The organism is Streptomyces sp. ICC4, assembly GCF_003287915.1.
Classification (GTDB): domain Bacteria; phylum Actinomycetota; class Actinomycetes; order Streptomycetales; family Streptomycetaceae; genus Streptomyces; species Streptomyces tritrimontium.
The window spans coordinates 3,211,237-3,232,164 of sequence record NZ_CP030286.1 but is presented as its reverse complement, the minus strand read 5'-3'; the positions used below and the strand labels follow the sequence as shown (position 1 = coordinate 3,232,164).

At 73.3% G+C, this 20,928-nt stretch carries 20 protein-coding genes; 9 read left to right on the top strand and 11 right to left on the bottom strand.

What is annotated here, in order from left to right:
* Positions 1-55 precede the first annotated feature (55 nt).
* Positions 56-1,165, top strand: coding sequence for an alpha/beta hydrolase-fold protein (locus DRB89_RS15070; protein WP_112449915.1), 1,110 nt, complete (start codon positions 56-58; stop codon positions 1,163-1,165).
* 60 nt (positions 1,166-1,225) lie between these two features.
* On the opposite strand, the gene DRB89_RS15065 is transcribed toward DRB89_RS15070, so the two are convergent.
* The gene (locus tag DRB89_RS15065) at positions 1,226-2,188 is read right to left on the bottom strand and encodes an ATP-binding cassette domain-containing protein (protein ID WP_112449916.1); all 963 of its coding nucleotides are present in this window, start codon (positions 2,186-2,188) and stop codon (positions 1,226-1,228) included.
* A 134-nt stretch (positions 2,189-2,322) separates the two neighbouring features.
* Here DRB89_RS15065 and DRB89_RS15060 point away from each other — a divergent pair, with 134 nt between their 5' ends.
* The 4 genes from DRB89_RS15060 (at position 2,323) to DRB89_RS15045 (ending at position 6,008) form a co-directional block, all read left to right on the top strand.
* On the top strand, positions 2,323-3,009 hold the full coding sequence (locus DRB89_RS15060; RefSeq protein WP_112449917.1) for an ABC transporter permease: 687 nt from the start codon (positions 2,323-2,325) through the stop codon (positions 3,007-3,009).
* Positions 3,009-3,674 (top strand): ABC transporter permease, encoded by a 666-nt coding sequence (locus DRB89_RS15055; protein ID WP_112449918.1) that lies wholly within the window; start codon positions 3,009-3,011, stop codon positions 3,672-3,674. The genes DRB89_RS15060 and DRB89_RS15055 overlap by 1 nt, the downstream gene beginning before the upstream one ends.
* A 68-nt stretch (positions 3,675-3,742) precedes the next feature.
* A complete protein-coding gene (locus DRB89_RS15050; protein ID WP_112449919.1) occupies positions 3,743-4,735 on the top strand; it encodes an ABC transporter substrate-binding protein in 993 nt (330 codons plus the stop codon).
* A 109-nt stretch (positions 4,736-4,844) separates the two neighbouring features.
* Positions 4,845-6,008 carry a hypothetical protein gene (locus DRB89_RS15045; protein WP_112449920.1) on the top strand — a complete coding sequence of 388 codons (1,164 nt, stop codon included), beginning with the start codon at positions 4,845-4,847 and terminating at the stop codon, positions 6,006-6,008.
* A gap of 34 nt (positions 6,009-6,042) precedes the next feature.
* Here the strand turns inward: DRB89_RS15045 and DRB89_RS15040 are convergent, their stop codons facing one another.
* Positions 6,043-6,681, bottom strand: a complete 639-nt coding sequence (locus tag DRB89_RS15040; protein WP_112449921.1) for a TetR/AcrR family transcriptional regulator — start codon at positions 6,679-6,681, stop codon at positions 6,043-6,045.
* Between the two features lie 125 nt (positions 6,682-6,806).
* On the opposite strand from DRB89_RS15040, the gene DRB89_RS15035 reads away from it, so the two are divergent.
* The gene (locus DRB89_RS15035; RefSeq protein ID WP_112449922.1) at positions 6,807-7,760 is read left to right on the top strand and encodes an NAD(P)-binding domain-containing protein; all 954 of its coding nucleotides are present in this window, start codon (positions 6,807-6,809) and stop codon (positions 7,758-7,760) included.
* Here DRB89_RS15035 and DRB89_RS15030 read toward each other — a convergent pair.
* The 4 genes from DRB89_RS15030 to DRB89_RS15015 all read right to left on the bottom strand — a co-directional run bounded on the left by DRB89_RS15030 (position 7,757) and on the right by DRB89_RS15015 (position 11,663).
* A complete protein-coding gene (locus DRB89_RS15030; RefSeq protein WP_112449923.1) occupies positions 7,757-9,034 on the bottom strand; it encodes a lipase family protein in 1,278 nt (425 codons plus the stop codon). The two genes, DRB89_RS15035 and DRB89_RS15030, sit on opposite strands and share 4 nt — an antisense overlap.
* A gap of 111 nt (positions 9,035-9,145) precedes the next feature.
* Positions 9,146-9,361 carry a hypothetical protein gene (locus tag DRB89_RS15025; protein WP_112449924.1) on the bottom strand — a complete coding sequence of 72 codons (216 nt, stop codon included), beginning with the start codon at positions 9,359-9,361 and terminating at the stop codon, positions 9,146-9,148.
* A gap of 82 nt (positions 9,362-9,443) precedes the next feature.
* Positions 9,444-10,295 (bottom strand): arylamine N-acetyltransferase, encoded by an 852-nt coding sequence (locus DRB89_RS15020; protein WP_112449925.1) that lies wholly within the window; start codon positions 10,293-10,295, stop codon positions 9,444-9,446.
* 225 nt (positions 10,296-10,520) lie between these two features.
* On the bottom strand, positions 10,521-11,663 hold the full coding sequence (locus DRB89_RS15015) for an NADH-quinone oxidoreductase subunit D (protein ID WP_112449926.1): 1,143 nt from the start codon (positions 11,661-11,663) through the stop codon (positions 10,521-10,523).
* A 31-nt stretch (positions 11,664-11,694) separates the two neighbouring features.
* Here DRB89_RS15015 and DRB89_RS15010 point away from each other — a divergent pair, with 31 nt between their 5' ends.
* Together DRB89_RS15010 and DRB89_RS15005 are read left to right on the top strand one after the other, a co-directional pair.
* Complete coding sequence (locus DRB89_RS15010) at positions 11,695-12,186, top strand: PH domain-containing protein (RefSeq protein WP_239516153.1); 492 nt, start codon at positions 11,695-11,697, stop codon at positions 12,184-12,186.
* 92 nt (positions 12,187-12,278) lie between these two features.
* The gene (locus tag DRB89_RS15005; protein ID WP_112452068.1) at positions 12,279-13,553 is read left to right on the top strand and encodes a PH domain-containing protein; all 1,275 of its coding nucleotides are present in this window, start codon (positions 12,279-12,281) and stop codon (positions 13,551-13,553) included.
* Positions 13,554-13,611: 58 nt separating this feature from the next.
* Here DRB89_RS15005 and DRB89_RS15000 read toward each other — a convergent pair whose 3' ends face one another.
* Entirely contained in the window at positions 13,612-14,307 is a 696-nt protein-coding gene (locus DRB89_RS15000; protein ID WP_112452067.1) for a response regulator transcription factor, read from the bottom strand.
* Between the two features lie 3 nt (positions 14,308-14,310).
* The gene (locus tag DRB89_RS14995; protein WP_112452066.1) at positions 14,311-15,510 is read right to left on the bottom strand and encodes a sensor histidine kinase; all 1,200 of its coding nucleotides are present in this window, start codon (positions 15,508-15,510) and stop codon (positions 14,311-14,313) included.
* 163 nt (positions 15,511-15,673) lie between these two features.
* Between DRB89_RS14995 and DRB89_RS14990 the strand changes: the two genes are divergently transcribed.
* Complete coding sequence (locus DRB89_RS14990) at positions 15,674-16,597, top strand: SAM-dependent methyltransferase (protein ID WP_239516792.1); 924 nt, start codon at positions 15,674-15,676, stop codon at positions 16,595-16,597.
* Positions 16,598-16,718: 121 nt separating this feature from the next.
* On the opposite strand, the gene DRB89_RS14985 is transcribed toward DRB89_RS14990, so the two are convergent.
* From DRB89_RS14985 to DRB89_RS42930, 3 genes are all read right to left on the bottom strand, one after another.
* On the bottom strand, positions 16,719-18,269 hold the full coding sequence (locus tag DRB89_RS14985; protein ID WP_112452065.1) for a M28 family metallopeptidase: 1,551 nt from the start codon (positions 18,267-18,269) through the stop codon (positions 16,719-16,721).
* A 196-nt stretch (positions 18,270-18,465) separates the two neighbouring features.
* Positions 18,466-19,590: a DUF5937 family protein gene (locus tag DRB89_RS14980; RefSeq protein WP_112452064.1), complete on the bottom strand. Its 1,125-nt coding sequence runs from the start codon at positions 19,588-19,590 to the stop codon at positions 18,466-18,468.
* 147 nt (positions 19,591-19,737) lie between these two features.
* A complete protein-coding gene (locus DRB89_RS42930) occupies positions 19,738-20,829 on the bottom strand; it encodes a beta-eliminating lyase-related protein (RefSeq protein ID WP_239516791.1) in 1,092 nt (363 codons plus the stop codon).
* Positions 20,830-20,928: the final 99 nt, after the last annotated feature.

Below are 20,928 nucleotides of genomic sequence, written 5' to 3'. Positions count from 1 at the left end.
TCACTCTTCCGTCGAGAAAAATCCAGTCCTGCCATAGAAAGTCGACTGACTGCTCATGGGTCTCACCAGTAATACGGTCCTGGCTATGGCCATCATCGCCGGTGTGCTGCTCTTCGCGGCCACGGTGTGGTTCTGGCCGAAGCTCTCGGGCCGCTCCTGGCGCTCGGTCCTCGGCCGCATCGGCCTCCTCCTGGCGACGCAGCTGGCGCTGTTCTCGGCGGTGGGTCTCGCGGCCAACAAGTCGTTCCTCTTCTACGGTTCCTGGGCGGACCTGTTCGGCCAGGAGACGTCCATCGGCAAGGTGGTCGACCACGGCATGAGCAGCGACGACATCAAAGTCGTCGACAAGCAGAAGCTGGACGTGCCCGGCGGAGCCAAGCCGCAGGTCGGCGGGCAGATCCTGAAAGTGGCCATAACCGGCCAGAAGTCGAAGATAACCAGCCCGGGTTACGTGTGGCTGCCGCCGGAGTACTTCCAGCCGCAGCACAAGGACCAGAACTTCCCGGCATCCATCATCCTCACGGGTTACCCGGGAACGGCCGAGAACCTGATCAAAGGGCTGAACTACCCGATGACGGCCTTCAAGCAGGCCAAGGCGGGCAAGATGAAGCCGATGATCCTGGTCATGCTCCGCCCGACGGTGGCGCCCCCGCGCGACACCGAGTGCGTGGACATACCCGGTGGCCCGCAGACCGAGACCTTCTTCGCCGAAGACCTCCCCCAGGCCATCCAGGACACCTTCCGGGTCGGCAAGGAGCCGCGGAACATGGGCTTCATCGGCAACTCGACGGGCGGCTACTGCGCCCTGAAGATCGCCGCGCACTACCCGCAGACCTTCGGTGCCGCCGCGGGCCTGTCCGCGTACTACGAGGCCCCCGACGACCCGACCACCGGCGACCTCTTCCACGGGGACGAGAAGCTGAAGGCGCGCGCCAACGTCCTGGAGTCCCTCAAGGCGAAGAAGCCGACCGGCACGTCCTTCCTCGTCACCAGCAGCGAGCAGGGCGAGCCGAACCTCGGCGACACGAAGAAGTTCATCAAGCTGGTCAAGGGCCCGGACCGGGTCTCCTCGATCATCCTCGACAGCGGCGGCCACAACTTCAACACCTGGCGCCGCGAGATCCCGCCGATGCTGGTGTGGATGAGCCAGCGCATCCAGGCCTGAACGGGTCCCGGGCCCGAACGGGTCCCGGTGCCCGCCGCCGGCCGGCGCCCCGCTCGGCCGTCAGGCCGACTGGGGCGCCGCCCGGCGCAGCGCCCGGTGCACGCCCTCCGGGGTGAGTACGCCGATCAGCGCGCCGGAGTCCGGGTCCGTGACCCCGATCCGGCCCTCGTCCTCCTGCAGCAGCAGCGCGAGCGCCTCGCGCAGCGTCGCCCCCAGCGCCACTCCGGCGGTGGGGGCCTTTCCGTCCGCGGCGGTCAGGTCGGCCTCGGAGACCGGGGTGACGGCGAGCCGCTTGAGCCCCCGGTCGGCGCCGACGAAGCCGGCCACGTACTCCGTCGCCGGGGCGCCCAGCACCTGCGCCGGGCGGGCGAACTGCTCGATGGTGCCCGCTCCGTAGACCGCGATGCGGTCGCCGAGCCGCACCGCTTCCTCCAGGTCGTGCGTGACCAGCAGGATCGTCTTGCGCACCGTCTTCTGCAGCGCCAGGAACTCGTTCTGCAGCCGCTCGCGCACCACCGGGTCCACCGCGCCGAACGGCTCGTCCATCAGGAGCACCGGCGGGTCCGCGGCCAGTGCGCGGGCCACGCCCACCCGCTGGCGCTGCCCGCCGGACAGCTGCTCCGGGTAGCGGCCCCCGTAGACGGCCGGATCCAGTCCGACCAGGTCGAGGAGTTCCGCCGCCCGCGCGCGGGCCTTCGCCTTCGGGGTGCCGATCAGCTGCGGCACGGTGGCCGTGTTCTCCAGCACGGTCTTGTGCGGGAACAGCCCGACCTGCTGGATGACGTAGCCGATGCGGCGGCGCAGTTCGACCGGGTCGGCGGCCGCGATGTCCTCGCCGTCCACCAGGATCCGGCCGGAGGTCGGCTCGATCAGCCGGTTGACCATCTTCATGGTGGTCGTCTTGCCGCAGCCGGACGGGCCCACCAGGGTGACCAGTTCGCCCTCCGCGACCTCGAAGGACAGGTCCGCGACCGCCGTCGTCCCGTCGGGGTAGCGCTTGGTCACTTGCTCGAATCGGATCACATCACCATCCTTCCCTACCGGCGCGGCCGGTTTGTGAAGGGAGTGTTGCCCGCGTGCGAAGGATTCCGGCCATTGTCGGCAGTGCGGGTTAGGGTCACTCCTACGTACGTTCGGTGACGGGGGGTGAGGAGCGCATGGCCGGGCAGAACTGCCTGGTGGCGAACGACTGGGTCTGCTGGGACTACGTCACGTCCCGCTCCCAGGAGCTCACCGATGCCACCCTCGAACACGTCTGGATCACGGGTGTGTCGGTCCTGATCGGCATCGCCGTGTCCGTTCCGCTCGCGCTGCTGGCCCGCCGCGGCCGCCACTGGGCGGCCCCCGTGCTCGGCATCACCACCCTGCTCTACACGGTCCCCTCGCTCGCCATGTTCTCCCTGCTGCTGCCCGTCTTCGGCCTCTCGGCCGCGCTGGTGGTGACGGGCCTCGTGCTGTATTCGCTGACGATCCTCGTCCGCAACGTGCTGGCCGGCCTCGAAGCCGTCCCCGAGGAGGTCCGGGAAGCCGCCCGCGGCATGGGCTACGGCCCCGGCCGGCTGCTGTGGCAGGTCGAACTGCCGCTGGCCCTGCCCGCCCTGCTGGCCGGCGTACGGATCGCCACCGTCTCGACGGTGGCACTGACCACGGTCGGCTCCATCGTCGGCAAGGGCGGCCTCGGCAACCTCATCGCCCCCGCCGTGAACAGCTCCTTCAAGGCCCAGGTGCTCACCGCCTCGGTGCTGTGCGTGCTGCTCGCGCTGCTCGCGGACCTGGCCCTGCTCGGCCTCCAGCGGCTGCTCACGCCGTGGACCCGGGCGGCCCGCGCCGCGGAGGGGGCCTGATGGGAGTGCTGGGACAGGCCTGGGACTGGCTGGCCGACGGAGCCAACTGGTCCGGTGAGAGCGGCGTCTGGCACCGGCTGGGCGAGCACGCGTACGTCAGCGGGATCGCCCTGGCCCTGGCCTGCGCGGTGGCCCTGCCGGTCGGGCTGTGGCTCGGCCACCTCGGCAAGGGCGGCGGCCTCGCGGTCAACGTCTCCAACATCGGCCGGGCCGTCCCCGTCTTCGCCGTGCTGGCGCTGTTCATGGTCTCGCCGCTGCGCAACGCCGGCTACGTGCCGACCATCATCGCGCTCGTGCTCTTCGCCGTCCCGCCGCTGCTGACCAACGCCTACGTGGGCATGCGCGAGGTCGACCGCTCGGTGGTCGAGGCGGCGCGGGGCATGGGCATGTCCGGCGGCCAGCTCTTCTGGCGGGTGGAACTCCCGCTGGCCCGCCCCCTGGTGATGACGGGCCTGCGCTCGGGCGCCGTCCAGGTCATCGCCACGGCCACCATCGCGGCGATGGTCGGCCAGGGCGGCCTCGGCCGGATCATCACCGCCGGCTTCAACACGTACAACACCCCGCAGGTCGTCGCGGGCGCCCTGCTCGTCGCGGTGCTGGCCCTGCTGGTGGAGGGCGCGCTGGTGGCGGCCGACCGGCTGCTGCCGGGTGGCGCCTCCCGCTGACGACGCCCGACGACGCCCGACCCCGACGACGCCCCCGCCGTTTCCCCGCCCCCTCGAAGGAGATCGACATGAGCAAGTCCACACGCGTCCTCGGCGCGGCCCTGGGTGCCGTCGCCCTGACCGCATCGCTCGCCGCGTGCGGCGGCGACAGCCTGGAGAAGACGCAGGGCGGCGGCTCCTCGGCCGCCGCCTCCGGCGCCGCCGAGGGCGGCAAGGGCGGCAAGCTGGTGATCGGCGCCGCCGGATTCACCGAGTCCAACGTGCTGGCCGAGCTGTACGCGCAGCTCCTGAAGGACGCCGGCTACTCCACCTCGATCACCACGGTCAACAACCGCGAGCTGTACGAGCCCTCGCTGGAGAAGGGCGAGATCGATGTCGTCCCGGAGTACGCGGCGACCCTCGCGGAGTTCCTCAACGCCAAGGTGAACGGCCCGAAGGCGCCCGCCGAGAAGCCGGTCGCATCGAGCGACGTGGCGGCGACGGTGGCGGCCCTGGAGAAGCTGGCGGCCCCGCTCGGGCTGAAGGCGCTGCCGGCGGGCGCGGCGGTCGACCAGAACGCCTTCGCGGTGAGCAAGGAATTCGCCGCGAAGAACAATCTGAAGACCCTTTCCGACCTCGGCAAGTCCGGCCTGAAGGTGAAGATCGCGGCGGGCGACGAATGCGCGGTGCGGCCCTTCTGCGCACCCGGTCTGCAGAAGACGTACGGAATCGACGTTTCCGGCATCGACCCCAAGGGCGTCGGAACCCCGCAGGCCAAGCAGGCGGTCAAGGACGGCGCCGACCAGCTCGTCCTGACCACCACCACGGACGCCACCCTCGACAGCTTCGGCCTGGTCCTGCTCGAGGACGACAAGAAGCTCCAGAACGCCGACAACGTCCTGCCGGTGGTCAACGCCAAGGACGCCGGCGCCCCCGAGATCGCGGCCGCCCTCGACAAGCTCACCAAGGTGCTCACCACGGCGGACCTGGTCGACCTGAACCGCAAGGTCGACTCCGAGCGCGCCAAGCCGGCGGACGTCGCGAAGGCCTACCTGGAGTCCAAGGGACTGGTGAAGAAGTAGCAGTTGGGCCTTTGGCGCGGAAAGTCGCGCGACGGGGCGGGTAACTGCTCGGGAACAGATTCCCGGGCAGTCGCCCCACACCCTGTCCACTCCCTGTAAATTTCGGGCCATGCCCCGTGGACGCCACCGCAATCCCGAACCCCTTCACCGGCTGCTCACGCCGACGACCGTCGCCGGTGTGTCCGCCGCCGGGGCCGCAGCGGCCTGGCTGCTCGCGGAACCGATGGCGCTGCGGCTGCTCGTGGCCCTCACCGCGGCCGCCGGCGTGGCCGGCGCCGTCGTCATGCGGTCCTGGGACCGCGCGGCCGGGCGCCGGGTCGCGGAGCTCGGGCGCGAGCGCGTCAAGGACGAGTGGAAGACGGACGAGCGGATAGCCGAGCTCGAATCCGACCTCGAAGAGGCCCGGGTGCTGCGCGGCAAGCTCGACGCCAAGCTGCGCGCCAAGCGGGTCGAGCTCGCGGGCCTGCGCGGCGAGCACGCCGCGCTGTTGCGGAGGTACGCGACCGCCGAGACCGAGCGGGCGAGCGCACTGGAGCGGCGCCGGCTGCTGGCCATCGAGGCCGCCGCGGTGCCGGCCATCGAGGCCGCCGCGCCGCCGAAGGAACTTCCGGCCGTCTCCGAGGAGCGCACCCCGTCCGGCGCGGCCACCCCGGTCGGCTTCGCCCGCGCCAACGCCGCGCTGGCGGCCTTGGCCCGCAAGGACCGGCCGGCCGCGGCGCCGTCGGCCCCGGCGCGGCAGCTGGTCCCGGCGGCCGCCGCGGGTGCTCCGGCTGCTGCCGCCACCGCTGCCGTCGCTCCTGCTCCCGCTCCCGCCGCTCCCGCTGCCCCCGCTCCTGCTCCCGCCGCTCCCGATGCCGCCGCCGCTGTGGTGCCGACCCCCGCTGCCGCCGCCGCGCCGGAGGCGCACGCACGGCCCGCGGTCACCGGCCCGGCCGCGGCCGTCCCCGCGCGCAGGCTCGCGGCCGCGGTGACCCCGTACGACCCCCGGCGCCGGGCGGCCTCCCGCGCGCTCGGCGGCTTCGACTTCTTCGGCACCAAGACCGCGGCGCAGGCCCGCGCGGTCATCGAGTCCGTCCAGAACGAGGACCTGGCCGACGTGGTCGGCGCGGAGGTCCTCGCGGTCCACAAGGCGGAGTCCGCCCAGGGCGGCTCGGAGCCGGAGTTCAAGCCGGCCACCGCCGAGCACCGCGCGGTGGGCCAGGTCATCGACCTGACGGCCCACGACGAGACCGAGCCCATCGACGTGGCACAGCTGCGCACGGCCATCTCCTGACCGTGCGGGCCCGGCACGATCCGAAAGAGCCGGCCTAACCGGCCTGGCCGGCCTGGCTGGCGTACGAGTCCACCAGGCGGGCCAGGTGGCGGCCCGCGACCAGGAGCGGGGTCCGGCTCCGGGTGACCTGAGCGCTCGTCTCGGCGCCCTCCAGGGTGTTGATGACCGTCGAGGCCAGATCGCGGGCCCGCGCCTCGGGGTGGCCCGAGGCCAGGAGCTTCGCCGCCACGATCTCCTCCCAGTGGGCGAAGGCCCGGGCGCAGGCCGTCTGGAGCTCCGGGATGCGGCCGACCGTCTCCAGGGCCGTCGTGGTCACCGGGCAGCCTTCGCGCCAGTCCGAGGCGGCGAGGGCGTCGGCGAGCAGCTCCGCGACGGTCTCCACGGCACGCGCCGGGTCCGGGTGCGAGGCGAGCCCGGCGCTGATCAGCTCCGTGAACTCCTCGTCGCCGTAGTGGATCGCGGCCACCGCCAGTTCCTGCTTGCCGCCCGGGAAGAAGTGGTAGAGCGAGCCCAGGGTGGCTCCGGCCTCGCGGACCAGCTGTTTGACCGGGGTGTTCTCGTAGCCGCCGCGCTGCATCAGGCGGGAGGCGGTGCGGACCAGCCGGTCGCGGGTCCCCAGTGCCGTCTGCGGCGTTGCCGTCTCGTCCGTCGCCGTCGCCTCTGCTGCTGCCATGGGGGCGATGCTACCCCTGATTCTGGATAGAGCGCTCGTTCTAGTCCCGTGCTACGGTCGCTCCGAGCGCTGGATAGAGCGCTCGTTCTAGTGGGATTCGCGATCGACACGGGGAGCAGTCCGTCATGAGCCAGAACCAGAACCAGAACCAGAACCAGGGCGAGAGCCGGAACCAGGTGCGGGGCGCGGGCCCGGCGGGGCGCGCCACCGTCAGCGTGCTGGGGCTGGGCCCCATGGGCCAGGCCATGGCCGCCGCCTATCTGGACGCCGGTTACGAGGTCACCGTCTGGAACCGCAGCCCCGGCAAGGACGCCGGACTCCTGGCACGCGGTGCCCGCCCGGCCGCCACCGCCGCCGAGGCCGTCGCCGCGAGCGCGCTCACCGTCCTCAGCCTCATCGACGTCGACGCCATGTACGGGGTCCTCGCGGACGCCTCCCTCACCGGCCGGGTGCTGGCCAACCTCTCCTCCGACGTCCCCGACAAGGCGCGGGCCGCCGCGCGGTGGGCCGAGGAGCGCGGCGCCTCGTACCTCACCGGCGGGGTCAACGTCCCGCCGTCGGGGATCGGACAGGAGGGGGCGTCCGTCTTCGTCAGCGGGCCGCGCGAGGCGTACGAAGGCCACCGCGCCGCGCTCGACGTGCTCGCCGCCACCGACTACCGGGGCGCCGACCCCGGTTACGCGCAGCTCTACTACCAGCTCAACATGATCATGTTCTGGACCGCGTACACCGGCTGGTACCAGGCCCTCGCCGTCGCCCGCGCCAACGGCCTGACGGCGGCCGACGTCCTGCCGTACGCCGGGTACACCGCCGACGCGATGCGCGGGTTCTACGAGGGCTCCGCCCCGCTCGTCGACGCGGGCGCGCACGAGGGGACGCACCAACGCCTCGCCATGTGCGCGGCGAGCGTCGAGCACGTCCTGCACACCGCCGCCGACTCCGGCGTGGACACCGGGATCCTGGCCGCGCACGCCGAGCTCTACCGGCGCGGAGTCGGGGCGGGCTTCGGGGCCGACAGCAGCTCGCGGCTGATCGGCCTGCTGGAAGGTGCGGGAAGCGCTTCCCGGTCGCAGCCCTAGCGGAGCGAGTCGAACCAGCGGGCGGCCTGGGGCGCCGAGCGGATCGCCGAGGTGAAGTGGTCCGCGTCCGGGCCCTGGTCGACGAGGGTCGCCCGGACCCCGCGGCGGGCCAGGTCGTCCGCGCAGGCGCGGGCGTTGGCGATAGGCACGTCGGTGTCGGCGGAGCCCGCGTAGAGGCGGACGGGCGCGGCGGGCTTCCAGTCGCAGGAGCCGTCATTGGCCTCCAGGGCCGTGCGCAGGGCCCCGCGCGGGTCGCGGATGTTCTCGGCCCACGCCGGGGTGAGCAGCTCCTGCGGAGTCGCGGGGAGCGCGGCCACGATGTCCTCCTCGCTGTGGTTCCCGTCGAACAGGCCTTCCACAGCCTGTGCGTAGGGCGCGCGGAACACCTCGGCCGGGTCCTTGTAGAGCGGGTGCAGCCGGTTCTGGGCGGTGAGGAAGTAGGAGAGGTAGAAGACGGCGCTGCGCGGGGAGACCCGGCCGTCGGTGATGCCGGGCAGCTCCGAGCCGAGCAGGTCGTACGGGCCGGCGATCGGGGCCAGGCCGCGCAGCCGGAAGCCGCTGCCGGGCCGGGAGAGCTCGCGGCCCAGCGCCATCGCGACCTGCCCGCCCTGCGAGAAGCCGGTCGCGTACACGTCCCGGGTGGTGGTGCGGCCCAGCCGGCCGGCGGCGGTGCGGGAGGCCTTGAGCATGTCGACGGAGGCGGTGACGGAGGACCGGGTGTCCATGTACGGGTGGCTGCCCGGGCCGCCGCCCAGGCCCAGGTAGTCCGGGGCGGCGACGGCGCGGCCGGCGGAGGCGTGCAGGTACGGGGTGATCCGGTTGAAGCCCGCGCCCCCGGACGGGGCGTCGTCGCGGGTGGCGAGCGTCCCGTGGGTGTCGGAGACCAGGTCGAGGCGGCGCGGGCCCTGCTCGGGGAGGACGAGGAGGCCGGTGGCGGTCGTGGGGCGGCCCTGGGGGTCGACGGTGGCGTAGGTGAGGCGGTAGGCCGCGATGCCGTGGCGGACGGTGGAGGAGTCCATGCCGAAGGAGGAGAGCTGGGCGGCGACATCGGCGCGGCTGAGGCGGTCGAGGGGAGTGAAGGCGAGGAGCGCCCCGCGGGCGGCGGCGCTCCGCTCGGCGCTCCGCTCGGAGCCGCCGGCGGTGGCGGTGGAGGCGGCGATCGGTGCGGCCAGGGCGGCGGGGGCGGCGAGGCCGCCGAGGACGGCGGCGAGGACCACGGCCGCGGCGCCGCGGCGCACCCGCCGGCGGGTGCTCTGCTTCTGCTGGGTCGTCATGCCCCGAAGCTACGGCGCCCCGCGCGGCCCCGACATCCGGCAACCCGGTGCAGTCCAGGGGGTGTTAGCCCCACCAGTGCTGTGACCCGGTGGACCTATCCGGTCACAGCACTAGAACAAGGGGAGCTGGCCCGGGTTCGGGGACAGGGCGAAGCCGTCCAGCGTCGGGGCGGACGCGCCGAGGACCACGCGGGCCCGGGATCCGGGACAGGAGACGAGGTCCCCGCGCCCCCGGCCCGAGGGCGGGTCGTGGCGGGCGATCCGCCCGGCGGTGACGGCGCAGTCGCGGCCGCAGGAGGGGCAGGCCCGGCGGGGTGAGTGGGACATGCCCCAAGTCTGCCCTGCCCCAAGGACATCGGCCCGCCCCGCCCGACCGCCCTGCCTCGGCCCCGCGGAGGCGCCGCCGGGGTCAGGCGCCGCGGGCCGCCCGCCAGGCCTCGTGGGCGCGGTTCACGCGGGCCCACAGCGCCGACCGGTCCGCCGGGGTCAGATCGTCCAGCCCGCGGCCGAAGACGCCCCCGATGACCTCGAAGAACTCCTCCTGGTCGGCCAGTTCGCGCTCGCTCGACCCCTGCACGCCGTCGACGCGGGTCAGGATCCGCCCGCGCAGCGCGTCCGAGCCCTCCGCGTCGCGCCGCAGCACCGCGAAGGTCCGGACGAACGGGGAGTCCCCGGCCGTCGAGAACCACGCGTGCATGGCCTCGAAATCGGCCGTGGCCGCCGGGGCGTCGCGGAAGTTCACCCGGGGCATGGGGCCGGCGAAGTTGCGCAGCGTCCAGCCCGGGCCCTCGCCCTCCAGCGGATCCAGCCGTTCCAGCGCGTACCGGAACCCGCCCTGCTCGTAGGAGCCCTCGCGCAGCGGCAGCGGCTCGTACGGGCCGTCGCCCAGCCCGGCGTCCACCAGGTACGTCGTCCCCTCGACGTGGACGGTCAGCGCGAGGTGCCCGCCGCTGACCGAGCGGTCCCCGGGGTCGGCGTTGACGCCGCCGGCGTGCCGCGTGACCTCGTAGCCCAGGGTCTCCAGGAGCAGCGCGAGGCCGCCGTTGAGGTGGAAGCAGTAGCCGCCGCGGCCGGCCGCGAAGCGGCGCGCGGACAGCTCGGGGTCGATGCCGGGCGGCCGGCCGAGCTGGATGTCGACGTTGTCGTAGGCGATGCGCTCCACGTGCGCCCGCTGCAGCGCGAACAGCCCCTCGGCGGAGGGGCTGCCCGGGTCGGCGATGCCGAGCCGCCGCAGGTAGTCGGCGGTTATGCCAGAGATCATCGAGCCACCCTAGTGCTGTGACCGGAAGGGTTCACCGGGTCGCGGCGCCCGGCACGGCACCTCGCCGCGTTGTCGGACCACGGCGGTACGTCCAGTACGAGGCGTGGTCCTCCGCCCGGGGGCCCCTCCCAGCGGTAGCTGGGGGAGATGCACCGCACCGGACACCGCGACCCGGCAAACCTTCCCGGCCACGGCACTAGGCGGTGTCCTCGAGCCCGCGCGGGGTCATTTGTCGATGTCGCCGACGACGAAGAAGAGCGAGCCGAGGATCGAGACCATGTCCGCGACCAACTGCCCGGGCAGCAGCACCGCCAGGGCCTGGATGTTGTTGTACGAGGCCGAGCGCAGCTTGAGCCGGTACGGGGTCTTCTCGCCCTTCGAGACCAGGTAGTAGCCGTTGATCCCCAGCGGGTTCTCGGTCCAGGCGTACGTCTCGCCCTCCGGCGCCTTCAGCACCTTGGGCAGCCGCTGGTTGATCGGACCGGGCGCCAGCTGCGCCATCCGGTCCAGGCAGGCGACCGCCAGGTCCAGCGCGTTGTGGGTCTGCTCCAGCAGCACCTCGAAGCGGGCCAGGCAGTCGCCCTCGGTACGGGTGACGACCTTGAGCACGTCCTGGAGATCGCCGTAGGCGAGGTACGGCTCGTCGCGGCGCAGGTCGAAGTCGACTCCGGAGGCGCGGGCGATCGGGCCGGAGACCCCGTACGCGTGCACGGCCTCGGCGGACAGGACGCCGACGCCGCGCGTGCGGGCGCGGAAGATCTCGTTGCCGCGCACCAGGTCGTCGTAGACGTGCATGCGGGTGCGGACGTCGGCGATGGCCTCGCGGGCGCGGCCCAGCCAGCCGGCCGGGAGGTCCTCCTTGAGGCCGCCGACCCGGTTGAACATGTAGTGCATGCGGCCGCCGGAGATCTCCTCCATGACGGCCTGGAGCTCCTCGCGCTCGCGGAACGCGTGGAAGATCGGGGTGATGCCGCCCAGCTCCAGGGGGTACGAGCCGAGGAACATCAGGTGGTTCAGCACCCGGTTCAGCTCGGCGAGCAGGGTCCGCATCCACACGGCCCGCTCGGGGACCTCCATGCCGAGCATCCGCTCGACGGCCATGACGACGCCCAGCTCGTTGGAGAACGCGGACAGCCAGTCGTGGCGGTTCGCGAGCATCACGATCTGCCGGTAGTCGCGGGCCTCGAAGAGTTTCTCGGCCCCGCGGTGCATGTAGCCGACCACCGGCTCGGCGCTCACGATCCGCTCGCCGTCCAGGACGAGGCGCAGGCGCAGCACGCCGTGCGTGGAAGGGTGCTGGGGGCCGATGTTCAGCACCATGTCGGTGCTCTCCGCCGCGCCGCCGATGCCGACCGTGGTCTCCGTCATGGCCGCATTCTCGCAGCCCTACGCTAGGGAGATGGAAACCGGGACAACGGGTGAGACGAGCCGACCCGAGTGGGTGGGGCTGCCGGGCGGGCTGCTCACCTTGCGGCGGCTCCTGCTGGTGGTGTGGACGGGGTTCTTCGGCCTGGTGACGGCCCTGGTGCTGGGGCTGGCGGCCGGCCCGGTCTGGGCTTCGCTCGGCGCGCTGTGGCTGGTGGTCCTGGCCTGGGGCTGGGTGGTGCTCGGCCGCAACTGGCGCTCCTGGCGCTACGCCGAGCGCGCGGACGACCTGCTGATCAGCCGGGGCGTGCTGTGGCACGAGGAGACCGTGGTCCCGTACGGGCGGATGCAGCTGGTCGAGGTGGCCTCGGGGCCGCTGGAGCGCCGCTTCGGACTGGCCTCCGTACAACTGCACACGGCCGCGGCGGCGACGGACGCCCGGATCCCCGGGCTCGCGCCCGCGGAGGCGGAGCGGCTGCGCGACCGGCTGACCGAGCTCGGCGCGGCAAGATCGGCCGGCCTGTGACCGCGCGGTCCGTGCCCGCGGCCGGTGGACCCGTCCCCGATGCGCCCGCCCCGGGTGCGCCCGCGTCCCCCGCACCCGGGTCCGAGCGGCGGCTGCACTTCCTCACACCGCTGCGCCGCGCCTGGGTGCCGATCGCCGCGACCGTCGGCATCCTCGCCCAGCAGGGCGAGAACGTCACCGAGTGGGCGGCCGCCGTCTCCGCGCTCCTGCGGGTCGCGGCGCTCGCCGGGCTGGTCCTCGTCTTCGGCGTGTACGGCTTCCTCAGCTGGTGGTTCACGCACTACGCCGTCACCGACACCGAACTGCGCATCCGCAGCGGGCTCCTCTTCCGCCGCACCGCGCACATCCGGCTCGACCGGATCCAGGCCGTCGACGTCACCCGCCCGCTGCTGGCCCGCATCGCCGGGGTGGCCAAGCTCCGCCTCGACGTGATCGGCACCGACGACAAGGACGAGCTGGCGTTCCTCGGCGAGCAGGACGCCGTCGTGCTCCGCGCCGAGCTGCTGGCCCGCGCGGCCGGCTTCGCCCCGGCGGAGGCCGTCGTCGTGGGCGAGGCCCCCGAGCGGGAGCTGCTGCGGGTGAGCCCGCGCGACCTGGCGGTGTCGCTGCTGCTCACGCTGTCCGCCTGGGCGGCGCTGGCCGGCGGGATCCTCGGCCCGGCCGCGGTGTGGTGGTTCAGCTCCAGCCCGTGGGTGGCCGCCGCGACCCTGCTCCCGGTCCTGGGCGCGGTCTGGAAGGCCAGCGCGGGCCGCTACCTCGCCGAGTACGACTGGACGGTCGCCGAGTCCCCGGACGGGCTGCGCCTGGACCACGGACTGCTGGACCGGGCCCACGAGACGGTGCCGCCGGGGCGCGTGCAGACCGTACGGATCGTCGAGCCGCTGCTGTGGCGGCGGCGCGGCTGGGTCCGGGTGGAGCTCGCGGTGGCCGGCTCGAAGAACGACGTCCTGGTCCCGGTGGCGACCCGGGCCGCCGCCCACGCGGTCGTCGCCCAGGTCCTGCCCGGGGTCGACCTCGCGGGCCTCGTCTTCGCGCCCGCGTCCCGGTCCGGGTCCCGGTGGGTGGTGCCGGTGTGGTGGAAGGGCTACGGGCTGGCCGTCTCCGAGGACGTGTTCGCGGCCCGGCGCGGCCGCCTGTGCCGGCGCACGGAGATCGTCCCGCACGCCAAGGTGCAGAGCGTGCGCCGCTCCCAGGGCCCCTGGGAGCGGGCCCGCGGAGTGGCCGACGTCCACGTGGACACCGGCGCGAACGCCACGGTCACGGCCCGCCTGCGCGGGGCGGCCGAGGCCGCGGAGCTGCTGCACGCGCAGGCGGCCCGCTCCCACGCCTCCCGGGCCTGGGCGCGGCCGGACCGCTGGATGACCTGAGGCCCTGAGGCCCTGAGGGCCTGAGGGCCTGAGGGCCTGAGGGCCTGGGGCCCTGAGGTCAGCCGGTCCCGCCGCCGCCCGCGCGGACCAGGCCCGTCTCGTAGGCGAGGACGACGACCTGCACGCGGTCGCGCAGCTCCAGCTTGGTCAGGATGCGGCCCACGTGGGTTTTGACCGTGGCCTCCGACAGCACCAGTCGGGCGGCGATCTCGCCGTTCGACAGGCCCTGGGCGACCAGCAGCATGACCTCGCGCTCGCGCTCCGTCAGCCGGTCGACGTCCTTGTTGCGCGGCTCCGCCGAGGTCGTCGGCAGCATCGGCGCGAACCGGTCCAGGAGCCGGCGCGTGGTGGACGGGGCGACGACCGCGTCGCCGCTGTGCACCGAGCGGATCGCGGCCAGCAGCTCGCCGGGCGGGACGTCCTTGAGCATGAAGCCGCTCGCGCCCGCCTTCAGGCCCGAGAAGGCGTACTCGTCGAGGTCGAAGGTGGTCAGGATGATCACCTTGGGGTGCTCGTCGGGCTCACAGATGCGGCGCGTCGCCTCGACCCCGTCGAGCCGGGGCATGCGGACGTCCATCAGCACCACGTCGACCTTGGTGGCCCGCAGCACTTCCAGCGCCTCCAGGCCGTTGCCCGCCTCGGCGACGACCTCCATGTCGGGCTGCGCGGCGAGCACCATCCGGAAGCCGGTGCGCAGCAGCACCTGGTCGTCGACCAGCATCACGCGGATGGAGGAGCTGGGGGGGAAGGACATCGATCACCTTTTCTTGAGCGGGAGCAAGGCGCTGATCCGGAAGCCGCCACCGGGCCGGGGGCCCGCGTCCAGGGTGCCCCCGACCATACCGATGCGTTCGCGCATGCCGATGAGTCCGTGTCCGGCACCGTCCGCGCCGCCGTCCTCGTACAGCTCGTGGGCCGCGCCACGGCCGTCGTCCTCGATGAGCAGGCCGAGCCCGTCGTCGAAGTAGACGAGCCGCACACTGGCCTTCGCGCCCGGACCGCCGTGCTTGCGCGTGTTGGTCAGCGCCTCCTGCACGATCCGGTACGCGGTCAGCTCGACGCCGCTGGGGAGCCCCCGCGGGGCGCCCTCGACCTCGAAGTCGACGGTGAGCCCGGCGGCCCGCACCTGCTCGATGAGCACCTCGATCTGCTCCACGTCGGGCTGCGGCACGTAGTCCTCGGACTCCTGCGGCTCACCGGTGCGCAGGACGCCCAGCAGCCGCCGCATCTCGGCCAGCGCGAGGCGCCCGGTGCCGGAGATGGTCTGGAGGGCCTCTTTGGCCTGTTCCGGAGCGGCGTCCATCACGTAGGCGGCGCCGTCGGCCTGGACCACCATCACCGAGACGTTGTGCGCGACGACGTCGTGCAGCTCGCGGGCGATCCGGGCCCGCTCGGCGGCGACGGCCACCTGGGCCTGGGCCGCGCGCTCCTTCTCCAGGCGCTGGTTGCGCTCCACGAGCTGGGCGTAGTAGGCGCGGCGGGTGCGCAGGGAGTCGCCCATGACCCAGGCGAAGGCGAAGGGGACGATCATGAACAGGACGAACATGACGTTCTCCGGGACGGAGGCGCCCTTGTCCACGCCCATGCGCAGGAAGTACAGCGGGGAGGCGAGCAGCCCCCAGCCGAGCGCGGTGCGCGAGAGCCAGCGCGGCACGTCGGCGGCGGCGACGGTGAACAGGACGAGCAGCATCGCGAAGTCGTGGAAGCCCGCGAGGCCGCCGATGGCCAGCTGGTAGAGGCCGGTGGCGACGGTGAGCCAGAACATCGACACGGTCCACTTGCGCCGCAGGGCGACGGCCGTGCTCAGCGCCACCACACAGGGCGTGGCCAGCAGGGCGGACGCCGTGCTCTGGTGTGTCGAGGCGACGACGGCCATCGAGAACCCGAAGAACAGGACAGCCCAGAAGCTGTCGACGCCCGTGGGGTGTCTGCGGAGGAAGTCGTAGAGGCGCTGCACGTAACCCAGAGTAGGGAAAGGGGATAGGTGCTGGAGTCAACCACAGGTGCGATCCGCACCCCGGGGGAGTACTCCCGAAGGTGGAGGCGAACATAACCTCATCGAGGTGAGCACTCAGGGTGAAGGCACGGCAGCGGTGGGTCCGGTCCGGTGGCGGACGGCGATGGAGCGGGCGCTGTACGGGCCCGACGGCTTCTACGTACGCCCCGGCGGGCCCGGCCCCGCCGGGCATTTCCGCACCTCCGTGCACGCCTCGCCGCTCTACGCGGGGGCCGTGGCCCGTCTGCTCCTGTGGGTGGACGAGGCCCTCGGCCGTCCGGAGGAGCTGGACCTCGTCGACGTAGGGGCCGGGCGGGGGGAGCTGCTGGCCGGGGTGCTGGCCGCGCTCCCGCCGGAGACGGCCGCGCGGGTGCGGCCGTACGGGGTGGAGCGCGCGGGGCGGCCCGCCGGGCTGGACGGGCGGATCCGGTGGGTGGGCGAGCCGCCCGGGGGCACCAGGGGGCTGCTCTTCGCCAACGAGTGGCTCGACAACGTACCGCTGGACCTCGCCGAGGACGGGCGGTACGTGGCGGTCGCGCGGGACGGTACGGAGAGCGCGGGCGGCCCCCTGGACGGGCGGGACCTGGCCTGGCTGGAGCGCTGGTGGCCCGGCGCGGTCCGCGCGGAGATCGGTCGGCCGCGCGACGAGGCCTGGGCGGCGGCCGTCCGGACCGTCGAGCGGGGGCTCGCGGTGGCGGTGGACTACGCCCACACCCGGGACACCCGGCCGCCGTTCGGGACCCTGACCGGATTCCGGGCCGGGCGGGAGGTCGCGCCGGTCCCGGACGGCGGCTGCGACGTCACCGCGCACGTGGCGCTGGACGCGTGCGCGGGGCCGGGGGCGGCCCTGCTGACCCAGCGGGAGGCGCTGACCGCCCTCGGCGTCTCGGGGGCCCGGCCCCCGCTGGCGCTGGCCTCGACGGACCCGGTGGCGTACGTACGGGCGCTGTCCGCGGCGGGCGAGGCGGCGGAACTCACCGCCCGCGGCGGCCTGGGCGACTTCGGCTGGCTGGTCCAGCCGGTAGGCGTCCGCCGGTGGCCTGGGTAGACACTGCCGCGCGGCGGCAGCGCCTACCCGGGGAACGGGCGGAGCCCGGGGAAGGGGCGAGGGCGGGTAGGGGACTCGGCGCCGCGCAGCGGCCGTCCCCCACCCGCCCCCCTCGTACTGGCTACTGCTTGACCTCGTCGTGGCCCTCGTGGAGGCCGCCGCCGGTGCCGCCGCCGGTGCTCGGCTGCGCCGGGACCGGCTTCGACAGCGGCGCCAGGTCGTGGGCGTAGTGGCCGACCGCGTCCGCGATGACGTCGACGTTGATGTCGAGCGCCTTCTGGTCGATGTTCTCGATGGTGTCGCCCTTGCCGTGGTAGTTCACGTCGTACGCGACACCCGCCTGCCCGCCGAACTTCGCGGCCTGCTCCGGCGTCTTGATGCCCTCGGCGCCCGTGAACGTACCGCCCGACGGGATGCCGACCGCGATGAACGGGCCGTAGTCCGAGCGGCCCGAGAAGTCGGTGCCCTCACGCGGGATCTTCTTGGCGTCGAGGAAGTCGTTGATCCCCTTCTCCAGCTGCGCCGATCCCTCCGGGCCGGGGCCCGAGCCGACCTTGTCCGAGTCGTCGCCGTCGTAGACGAAGTACGCGGCGTTCGGCGAGGCGATCATGTCGAAGTTCAGGTAGAGCTTGATCTGCTTCTTCTGCGCGTCGCTCAGCCCGCCGACGTACGCCTCGGAGCCGAGCAGGCCGAACTCCTCCGCCGACCACCAGGCGAACTTGACCTTGTTCTTGACCTTCCACTGGCTGCTCGCGAGGCGCTGCGCGACCTGGAGGATGCCGGCCGAGCCGGAGCCGTTGTCGTTGATGCCCGGGCCCGCCGTGACGGAGTCGAGGTGCGCACCGAGGAAGACGGTGTTGTTCTCGTCGCCGCCCCGCGTCTCCGCGACGACGTTGTACGTCTTGCGGTTCTCCCGGAACTCGCGGATGTCGAGGGTGACCTCGACCGGACCGGCCGCGGCCTCGGCGGCGAGCCGCTCGCCCTCCGCCTGCGTGGTGCCGCCGGTCGGGATCTTGCCCGCGTCCGCCTCGCCGATGGTGCCGTTCAGGGCGCCCGCGGTGTTGTTGTAGATGACCGCGCCGACCGCGCCGGCCACCGCCGCGTTCGCCTGCTTGACCGCGAAGGCGCAGCCGCCGCGCTTGATCAGGGCGACCTTGCCGGTGAAGGCGCCCGCGGCGAAGTCGCCGGGCTCGCAGCCGTTCGTGCCGTCCGCGTCGACCGGGGCGACGGCGAGCTTGGCCGTCACGCCGTTCGCCGGGCCGCTCGCCGTGTACGTCATCAGCTTGATCGGGACGTCGCGGCCGGCCGGGCCGTTGACCTTCAGGGTCTCGGCGACCGTCTCGACGAACACGAAGTCGAACTCGTTCTTGGTGACCTTGTAGCCGGACGCCCGCATGACGGCCTCGACGTACTGGGCCGACTGCACGTGGCCGCGGGAACCCGCCACGCGCGTGCCCTTGTTGTAGTCGGCGATCGCCTGGAACACCTTCAGGTGGTTGTTGGCACCCTTGCCGGTCGACTCCTTGACCAGCTTCTTTGCCAGCGCGTCGCCCTTGGCGGCGTCGCTCTGCGGGCTGCCGGTGGCACCGGCGGGACCCGCGAGCAGCAGCGGGGAGACGAGGGCCGCGGCCGCCAGGGCGGCGGTGGCTGCGGCTATACGGCGAGAGGGCATGAAGGTCCTTCCACGGCAGGGAGCAGGGCAAGTGCGTTACGTGGGGGGAGCGGTGGACGCACGTTAGACACCAAGGAGCCGCCATGGCCAGAGTTTTCGCTGTTTCCGGTTCATGAAATCCGCATATCGGTGTTTCCGTGCCGTCGAAAACCGGCCAGTGCCCGCTACGCGTACGGCCGGGGCCGTGGCCACAGCACTAGCGGAGGATGCCCTCGATGAAGTCGGAGCCGATCCGCGCCACGGCCGCCAGATCCAACTGGTACTGGACATAACGCCCTTGGCGGCGGGTCTGGAGCAGTCCGGCCTTCTTCATCACCGACAGGTGGCGCGACACCTCCGGCGCCGTGATCCCGTACGCGGCCGCCAGCTCGCCCGTCGTGTACGGAGCGCGCGCCATGTTGCGGCACAGCATCATCCGCATCGGGTGGGCCAGTGCCTCCATGCGCCGCTGCAGCAGCTCCACCGACCCCGGGGAAGAGGCCAGTTCGGGCGAGCCGAGCGGGTAGTGGACGACGGGGCGCCAGCACGGGGCGTGCAGCACCAGCAGGTGCGGCCAGCCGAAGTTCGTCGGGACGAAGAGGAGGCCGTCGCCTATTCGGGGGTCGGTGGCGGTGGTGGAGCCGTGCACCATCTTGTCCACCGTCACGGTGGTCAGCTCCTCGTCGACGCTCAGCGCCGCCGAGACCTCCTTGAGCGCGGCGGGCAGTCCCTTGCGGCGCAGCACCTCCGCCTTGTGGCGGACGTCGGCGCTCTGCCGGGGCCCGATCCGGCGCCAGGTCTCCGCGAAGAAGGCCTCGTCGCAGTCCTCCAGCAGGCGGCGCAACCACACCCGGACACCGGCGGTGTCGTCCAGTACGCGTACGGCGAAGGCCAGTTGCTGCGGCCCGCGCGCGGAGGCCGTCTCCAGCGCCTTGGCCCGGGCGAGCGGGTCCGCGAGCGGCGAGGGGCCGCCGCCCTCGTTGTACAGGGCGAACCGGCAGTGCTCCAGCGCGGCCGAAACGAACCGCTCGTCGTCCAGCCGGTCCAGTACGTCGAGCTCGGCGGCCAGCGTCGCACCGGGCAGACCGGAGCCGCCGGGAATCCCGGCGAACGCCATGAAGAGGTCGGCGAAGGAGCTGCGCCACATGAAATCGCCCTCCAGCAGCCGGTCCGCGAGGCAGGGATCGAGCGCGGCGGCGGTGGTGGAGGTCCAGGAGGCGAGCCCGGGGTGGTGGCCGGGCTGGGAGAGCGCGTGCAACGCCATGCAGAGCTCCGCGAGCGGGGACGGCGCGAAGCCGATCCGCTCCGGCGGGAGCCCGGTGATGTCGATGGTGACGCTCATCGCATCATTCTGCCGGTGCGCGGTCCGCGCGGTTGACGGGGCGCGCGCCCTCGCCCGCCCTTCGCCCGCCCGGGTCCCCGCCGCGCGGCCACCCGGCGGACAACCACCCCTAGTGCTGTGACCGGCACTAGATCCGAAGTCACAGCACTAGAGGCGGGCCACGAAGCCGGCGACCGCCTCCGCCACGTCCGCCTCCGTCCAGGACAGGCCCGGCTCCGTGACCTCGACCTCCGTCACCGACAGGCCCGGGGGGCCGTCGGGGGACCAGCGGCGGAAGAGGAGCGTGCCCGTCTCCTCCGCCAGGCGGACGCCCGCCTCGGTGAGGCGGTCCGCGTCGTAGGGGAGCCACACCTGGAACTGGTGGGTGTGCGGCACCTCCGGAGTGACCCGGAACCAGGGGACCCCGGGGGAGGCGGCCAGCGCCGAGGACAGCGCGCCCGCCACCACCCGCGCCGCGGCGACGTACGACGGGAGCTTCGGCAGCTCCCGCTCCAGCCCGGCCAGGGCTGACAGCGCGGCCGGGAACTGGCGGAAGATCTGGCCCCCGTACCGGTGGCGCCAGACCCTCGCCTCCGCCACCAGCGTCCCGGACCCGGCCAGGGCCGCCCCGCTGATGCCGCCCAGCGACTTGTAGAAGGAGACGTACACCGAGTCCGCCAGCGCCGCGATCTCCGGCAGGGAGCGCCCGAAGTGGACCGTCGACTCCCACAGCCTGGCCCCGTCGACGTGGACGACCGCGTCCCGCTCCCGTGCGGTCGCCACCAGCGCCGACAGCTCCTCCCACGTCGGCAGCACGAACCCCGCGTCGCGCAGCGGCAGCTCCAGCATCAGCGTCCCGAACGGCTCCGGCAGCTCCGCGACCTCCGAGGCCGTCGGCTGGCGCGGTTCGCCCGTCGGGTGGACGGTCCGCAGGCCCGAGACGACCGACAGCGCGCCGCCCTCCCACCGCTCCGGGTGGCTCATGGGGTGCAGGGCGACCACCGGATTCCCGGTCCGGCCGGCCCAGCAGCGCAGCGCGACCTGCTGGGCCATGGTCCCGGTCGGGAAGAACGCCGCGTCCTCGGTGCCCAGCAGCTCCGCGACCCGCCGCTCCAGCCGGGCCACGACGCCGTCGCCGTAGATGTCGGCCGGCTCGTCCGGGTCCGGGGCCAGGGCGCCCAGGTCCGCCAGCAGTTCGCCGACCGTCGCCTCCCGCAGGCTGTGCGACAGCTTGCGCCGTGCCGCCCGCCCCGCGGCCACGAGCCGCTCGGCCACCAGGTCCGCCCGCTCGGCCACCAGGTCCGCCGCGTCGTCCGCCGACGGGCCCGCGGCTCCGTCCGCGGCTCCCTCCGCCTGTCC